Annotated in this window: 5 protein-coding genes; 3 read left to right on the forward strand and 2 right to left on the reverse strand. The window is 73.1% G+C overall.

The annotated features are described in order from the left end of the window. Positions 1-53: 53 nt before the first annotated feature. The 3 genes from VT50_RS14175 (at position 54) to VT50_RS14185 (ending at position 3,420) form a co-directional block, all read left to right on the forward strand. Complete coding sequence (locus VT50_RS14175; RefSeq protein WP_046088396.1) at positions 54-1,109, forward strand: lipoate-protein ligase LplAB; 1,056 nt, start codon at positions 54-56, stop codon at positions 1,107-1,109. A 225-nt stretch (positions 1,110-1,334) separates the two neighbouring features. Then, entirely contained in the window at positions 1,335-1,763 is a 429-nt protein-coding gene (locus tag VT50_RS14180) for a hypothetical protein (protein WP_046088419.1), read from the forward strand. A 532-nt stretch (positions 1,764-2,295) separates the two neighbouring features. After that, a complete protein-coding gene (locus VT50_RS14185) occupies positions 2,296-3,420 on the forward strand; it encodes a CapA family protein (RefSeq protein WP_053048694.1) in 1,125 nt (374 codons plus the stop codon). 121 nt (positions 3,421-3,541) lie between these two features. Here the strand turns inward: VT50_RS14185 and VT50_RS14190 are convergent, their stop codons facing one another. Then, entirely contained in the window at positions 3,542-3,979 is a 438-nt protein-coding gene (locus tag VT50_RS14190) for a TIGR03618 family F420-dependent PPOX class oxidoreductase (RefSeq protein ID WP_046088399.1), read from the reverse strand. 126 nt (positions 3,980-4,105) lie between these two features. Beyond that, complete coding sequence (locus VT50_RS14195; protein ID WP_240529171.1) at positions 4,106-6,448, reverse strand: helix-turn-helix transcriptional regulator; 2,343 nt, start codon at positions 6,446-6,448, stop codon at positions 4,106-4,108. Between the last annotated feature and the right edge of the window lie 232 nt (positions 6,449-6,680).

A 6,680-nucleotide genomic window follows, 5' to 3' on the forward strand; every position in this document is an offset into this window, starting at 1 on the left:
GCGCGGGATAATGATCGGGAGCGCCGGGGCGGAGACAGGAGGCGGTGCAGGGCATGCACGGTGAGTACAAGGTGCCGGGCGGCAAGCTGGTCGTCGTGGATCTGGAGGTCCACGACGGCGCGCTGCGCGGGGTGCGGGTGGCGGGGGACTTCTTCCTGGAGCCGGACGAGGCGCTGCACGCCATCGACCGGGCCCTGGAGGGCGCGCCCGCCGACGCGGACGCCCAGGCACTCGCCGCCCGCGTCACGGCGGGGCTGCCCGCCGACACCGTGATGTTCGGCTTCTCCCCCGAGGCCGTGGGCATCGCGGTGCGGCGTGCGCTGTCCCGCGCCACCGACTGGACGGACCACGACTGGCAGCTGATCCATGACGGGCCGCAGAGCCCGGCGCTGCACATGGCCCTGGACGAGGTGCTGACCGACGAGGTCGCCGCCGGACGGCGACCGCCCACGCTGCGGGTCTGGGAGTGGGGCGGCCCGGCCGTCATCATCGGCAGCTTCCAGTCCCTCCGCAACGAAGTGGACCTGACGGGCGCGGCCCGCCACGGAGTCACGGTGGTGCGGCGCGTCTCCGGTGGCGGAGCCATGTTCGTGGAGGCCGAGAACACCATCACCTACTCCCTTTCGGTACCGGCCTCCCTCGTCTCCGGCCTGTCGTTCGCCGACTCCTACGCCTATCTCGACGACTGGGTGCTGAGCGCGCTCGGCGACATGGGCGTCAAGGCCTGGTACCAGCCCCTCAATGACATCGCCTCCGAGGAGGGCAAGATCGCCGGTGCCGCGCAGAAGCGCCTGGCGAGTGGCGGCGGCGCGGTGCTGCACCACGTGACGATGGCGTACGACATCGACGCCGGCAAGATGCTCGACGTGCTGCGCATCGGCAAGGAGAAGCTGTCCGACAAGGGCACGGAGAGCGCCAGGAAGCGCGTCGACCCGCTGCGCCGCCAGACCGGCCTGCCCCGAGCCGAGATCATCGACCGCATGCTCGGCTCCTTCCGTGCCCGCTACGGCCTCGCCCGGGGGCGGGTCACCGAGCAGGAGATGGCACGTGCCGAGGAACTCGCCCTCGTGAAGTACGGCGACGAAGGGTGGACGGCGCGGGTGCCATAGCAATCACATCCAGCGCGGCGCTCAGCCCCTGCCGGAACCGGTGTCACCGGCGTCGCCTGCTGATATTCGGAATGCGGCGACCGAGCCGGTCGTCCCGAAACCGCTGTCCAGTTATGAGCCATCGCGGTTCAGGAGTGGTCAGCCCATCTGGTGGTCGGGGATGTCGTGGCGTGATGCGCTGTGACTACGATTGCGTGATGAGGCAACGATCGAGTGGGGAAGGCCGTGCCTGAGTCGTACTGGGAACCGACGGGGCGGCCGGGGGACTTCGGGCCGCTTGGTCCGTGGACTCTGGAGCTGACCACGTATCGGGCGTGCACCGATACGGTCGTTCGTTGCCTGCCGGTTGTTCTTCAAGGTCATGTGATCGGGTACCTCTGGGCCTCGGAGACCGAGGATGCCGCTGGCTACGTCAGCCGGGGCGGCACCGGAGCGGTCGGGTTCGACGCGGGCGGGCCGTGGTATCGGCGGTTGAAGGAAGCCTGGGACGCCAGCTTCTCCGCCTGGGAGGCGGTGCAACTGTGGGTCGGCGAGCCGGAAGACTCCGTCGCGGGTGCGATTCCTGATGACGCCGAGGACCTAGTCCTGCCGAATTCACAGGCCGCACGGTGTCTTGCCAGCCACGCCGACAACTACGAGCGGCGGCGAATGTGATGTCTCACGCTCGACTATGGGTACGAATGAGGCAGGTAGCGCGTCGGGGGAGAACCCTATCTTGGCGGTCCCAAGCGGATGGTGATCCCGACTGATCAGTACTCCTGCCGATAGATCGTGATCTTCATGTGTCCTTCGCGGCCTGTCAGCGATAGTGGCTGGCCTGGGATCGGACCTCGTGGCGACGTCGCCGGTCGGACCAGCCGAGCCGGTGGGCCGTATCGTGCATGTGCCGGACGGCGAGCACCGTGAACAGCAACGGTAGGAGACCAGCTCACCGGTGGTGCGGTTCCCGACCCCTGCCAACGGCTTCTGCCAGGCCCGCTTCGGCACCGTCATGGCGACGCGTTCGCGCGGAAGTTCGGATTGCCGCCGCAGACCTCGTTGCCTGCGACCCAGCCCATGTGACGCCCGACGTCCAAATACCCATCTACACCGACGGACCAGGCAGATCCAACACTGTTGACAGATCGCTGCGTGCGGCTCAGGTCCCCGGCGGACGGCTCCCGGCCCCGCGTAGCCTGATCCGGTCATGGACCGGCCCGAGTGGGGGGAGTGGCGGATGAAGCTGATCGCCGTGGGGGACATGGTCGTCGCCCGGAGACCGGCCGTGGCCCTCGGCGGGGACCTCTCCCCCGGCACCTCGGCGCTGCCACTGCTGCGGGACGCCGATCTGACGATCGGCAACCTCGAGGTCCCGCTGACCGACACCGGGTATCCGGCCGAGAAGCCTGTCGTCTTCCGCGTGGGCGGCGATATGGCCCCCGAGCTGGCCCGGCTCGGCTTCGACGGCTGTTCGCTGGCCACCAACCACGCGCTCGACTACGGCATCGACGGTCTGCGCGGCACCAGGGCGGCTCTGGACGCGGCCGGTGTGACGCACGCCGGGGCCGGGGAAGACCTCGACGAGGCGCTGCGCGCGGTACGGCTCACCGGCCGGGGCCGCGCCGAGGTGGCCTTTCTGAGCCTGTGCTGTGCCCTGCCACCGGGTTTCAACGCCACCTCACATCGGCCCGGGATCGCTCCGGTGCGGATCGAGCAGAGTTATGAGTTCGACGGTGTGCTGGTCGAGGAGCAGCCCGGGACCGTGCCGTACGTCCGCACCACGGCGCGCGAGGCCGATGTGGTGCGGGCCGAGGAGGCGGTCCGGCGGGCCGGGGAGCTGGCCGCCACGGTGGTGGTGGCGGTGCACTGGGGCGTTCCCTGGTGCTATCTGCCCAGCAACCAGGGGCCGTTGGCCGAGTATCAGCAGCCGCTGGGGCGGCGGCTGGTCGACGCCGGTGCGGATCTGGTGATCGGACACCATCCGCACTGCCTCCACCCGGTCGAGCGGTACGGGGACGGCCTCATCCTCTACTCGACCGGGAACTTCCTGTTCCATCCCTGCGAGGAGGTGGCCCCCGCCGACCGGCGCCCGCCCTCCCGCTACAAGCAGCGGATATTCGACCGGCCGTGGTTCGAGAGCGCGGTGTTCGAGGTGACCCTGGGGGACGGGCCTCCCCGGCTGCGTCTCCATCCGGTCGAGCTCACCGCCGAGGGCGAGCCGGTGATTCCCCCGGCCCCGACGGCACGGCGGATCCTGCGGCAGGTCGAAGAGGCCTCCCAGGAACTGGCCCCCGCGACGAGGGTGGACGGGGACGGCCGTGTGCGCTTCTGACGGCGCCGGTCGTGTGCGTTTCTGACGACGCCGGTGTCTCGCCGGGTGACGGTGGCCACGGGACGGGTCCCCGCCGCGGTGGCTGGGCCCGGATACCGCGGCCCCGGCGCCGCCACGGGGTTCAGTTGCTGTAGACGCGCTCGGGGTGGACGAAGACGGCGGCGCGGCGCTGCTCGGCCATCACGCGGTCGTAGGCCGCCCAGTCGTCGTGGGCGCCGCCCGCGGCGGTGAAGATCTCGCGCAGCAGCAGCCGCAGCCGCTCCGGGTCGATCCCGGGGAACGGGTCGTCGGGCCCCGCGATCTCGGTGCGGCCCTCGACGGCGGCCCACTTCCATCCGGCGCGGAAGACCACGGTGGCCCGCGGACGCGCCCGCAGATGGGCGAGTTTGGCGGGGCCGTAGGTGACGAAGGCGACCACCTGGTCACCGGAGACCGGATGGCCGACGATCCCCGCGTTGACCACGGACGCCTGGACCGAGCCGTCGGCGCGCGTCGTCGACACGACCGCCAAGTGGTGGTCGGCCGCGGCGATACGGTCCACTTCCTGAAGATCCGTCATCGGTTGCCTTTCTGGGCGGACCGGTCGCTCCACCATGACTGCCCCGGCCCGTACCCGCATCCTGGTACGTCCATGCCGGTGAATCCGGGGGCGGGGGGCGGGTTGCCATCGCCGTGGCCACCGCCACTACGGCTGGCCGGACGCCTCGATCAGGTGCCGCAGCTGGGAGCGGGCCGTGACGCCGAGCTTGGGGAAGCTGCGGTAGAGGTGCGAGCCCACGGTGCGGGGAGAGAGGAAGAGCCGTTCGCCGATCTCGCGGTTGCTCAGCCCCTGCGCGGCCAGGCGGATGATGTGCTGCTGCTGCGGGGACAGCGAAGTGAGGGCGTCGGGGCCGGCGGGGGCGGATTCGACACCGGCGGCGCGCAGTTCGGCCTGGGTGCGGTCGATCCAGGAGGGGGCGCCGAGCCGGCGGAAGGTTTCCAGCGCGGTGTTCAGCTGGTGGCGGGCCTCGGTGATGCGGTGGCGGCGGCGCAGCCATTCGGCATGGTCCAGCAGGAGCTGTGCGCGTTCGAACGGCCATTGGCCGCCCGCGGGTTCGGCGAGTGCCGTGCTGAAGTGCGGCTCCGCCCGCGACGGTTCGAGCAGCGCGCGGGCGCGGTGGATCAGGATGCGCATCCGGGGCGAGGGGTCCTCGGCGAGCCGGTCGGCGGTGCGCTCCACGATGGCGGCGGCCTCGGCGCCGTGGCCGGTGCGGACCGCCGCGGCGGCCAGTTCGGCGACCGCGGGGTAGGAGCACGCGTAGTGGACGGGGTCGCCGTCGGCGGTGAACACCATCCGGAACTGCTCGTACGCGCCGGCGTGGTCGCCGTCGGCCACCGCGGCCATGCCCAGCGCCCACCGGGCCCGGACCGCGACCGCGCGGCTGCGGTGCGGGTCGACGAGGGACAGCGCGGCCGAGCCCGCGGCGCGGGCCTCGTCGGTCCGTCCGGTCAGCGCGAGGGCGGCGGCCTCGAGCGACCGTGCGGCGGCGTCGAGGTGCGGCAGCCCGGCGCCCGCGGAGCTGGTGTTCACGGCGGCGGTACGGGCCTGCGCCCACCGCCCGTGGTCCAGGTATGACCACCCGGCCGAGCAGCCGAGGCCGATGGGCAGGGAGCCGCCCAGCCGCCAGCGGTGGAGGGCGTCGTCGAAGATCCGTACCGCGAGTGCGGTCTCGTCCAGCAGCCAGGCCATGGCGCCGAGCGAGATGAGCCGGGCGGGGTCGCCGTCCGCCCGCTCGACCAGAGCCGGGATCGCCGCCACCCGCTCGGACCGGTGCGCGGTGGGGTCGGTCACCGCGAGCGTCCAGGGGTCGTCGGGCACCCGGGCCCGTACGGCGAGGCGGTACTCCTCGGCGCCCGAGTAGAAGCCCGCCACCGACGCCGAGGAGAGCGCGACCCGGCGCAGCTCGGGGTCCTCCGCCGCCCGCAGCAGCAAGGACACCGCGGTGTCGTGCTCGGTGCTCAGCGTGAGCACCTGGCCCACCCGCAGCGATGCCTCGGCCGACAGCGCCGGGTCGTCGGTGAGCGCGGCGGCCCGCGCGGCGAGCCGCCGCACCCAGTGCGGCTGTCCGGTGGACACCGCGGCACCCGCCGCGGCCACCAGGCGGCGGGCGCGGTCGCGCCGCCCGGGGCTCAGCTCGGCGGCACGCTCCAGCGCGGTGGTGGCCGCGGTGTATCCGCCGCGCTCCCGGGCCCTGGCCGCCGACTCCTCCAGCGCGGCGGCGATCTCCTCGTCCGGCCCCTCCGCGGCGGCGGCCAGATGCCAGGCGCGGCGGTCGGGCTCGGCGCCGAGCAGCGCGGCGAGGTCGCGGTGGGCCTGACGGCGGGCGGCCAGTGGTACGGAGTGGTAGATGGCGGACCTGATCAGCGGATGCCGGAAGCGGGCCCGCCAGCCGTCGCGGCCACCGCCGGTGATCCGCAGCAGTCCGGCGGCCTCGGCGGGGGCCAGCGCCTCCACCCGGCCCGCCACCGCCCGGTCGTCCGCCGCGACCAGGAGCAGCGCCTGCCGGGTGGCTTCGGGCAGGGCCTCGAGGTCGGCGGCGAAGACCCGCGTCAGACGGTCGGTGGGCGGCAGGAGCTCCCCGTCGGCGGAGTCGGCCGAGTCCGCGCCGCAGGCGCCGTTCGCCCGGGCGAGTTCGATCAGCGCCAGGGGATTTCCGGCGGCCTGGTCGAGGATGCGGAGCCGGCGGCTGCCGGTCGGCGGATACGGCTGCCGGTCCAGCAGGAGGCCCGCGGCGGCCGCGTCCAGCGGGTCGAGCGTGAGGACGGGGAAGCCGGAGAACGGCGACCGGGCCCCACCCCGGGCGCCGTCGCCCGCCCCGTCCCTGGCTCCGGCCAGCACGGCGAGGGGTTCGTCGCCGATGCGCCGGGCGGCGAAGGCGAGCAGTTCCAGCGAACCGGCGTCGATCCACTGGAGGTCATCGGCGAACACGAGGACGGGCGACCGCCGGGCGAGCTCCGACAGCAGGGTGAGCAGCGCGACCCCGAGCAACAGTCGATCGGGCGGACCGCCGGGGCGGGTGTCGCGGGTGCCCCCGGGGCGGGGGTCGCCGTGTCGCGGGTCGCCGTGTCGCGGGTCGCCGTGTCGCGGGTCGCCGCGCCCGAAGTCCCCAAGGCGGACGTCTGCGCATCCGGCACCTCCGAGACCGATGCCGCCACGCCCGCCATGCCCGGCACCCCCGGCACCCCCGGCACCCCCGGCACCCCCGGCACCCCCGGCACCC

Source organism: Streptomyces antioxidans (assembly GCF_000968685.2).
GTDB classification, from domain to species: domain Bacteria; phylum Actinomycetota; class Actinomycetes; order Streptomycetales; family Streptomycetaceae; genus Streptomyces; species Streptomyces antioxidans.

Coding starts and splice junctions, on each gene's coding strand:
- VT50_RS14175 (WP_046088396.1), top strand. CDS start 54: ATGCACGGTGAGTACAAGGTGCCGGGCGGCAAGCTGGTCGTCGTGGAT.
- VT50_RS14185 (WP_053048694.1), top strand. CDS start 2,296: ATGGACCGGCCCGAGTGGGGGGAGTGGCGGATGAAGCTGATCGCCGTG.
- VT50_RS14190 (WP_046088399.1), bottom strand. CDS start 3,979: ATGACGGATCTTCAGGAAGTGGACCGTATCGCCGCGGCCGACCACCAC.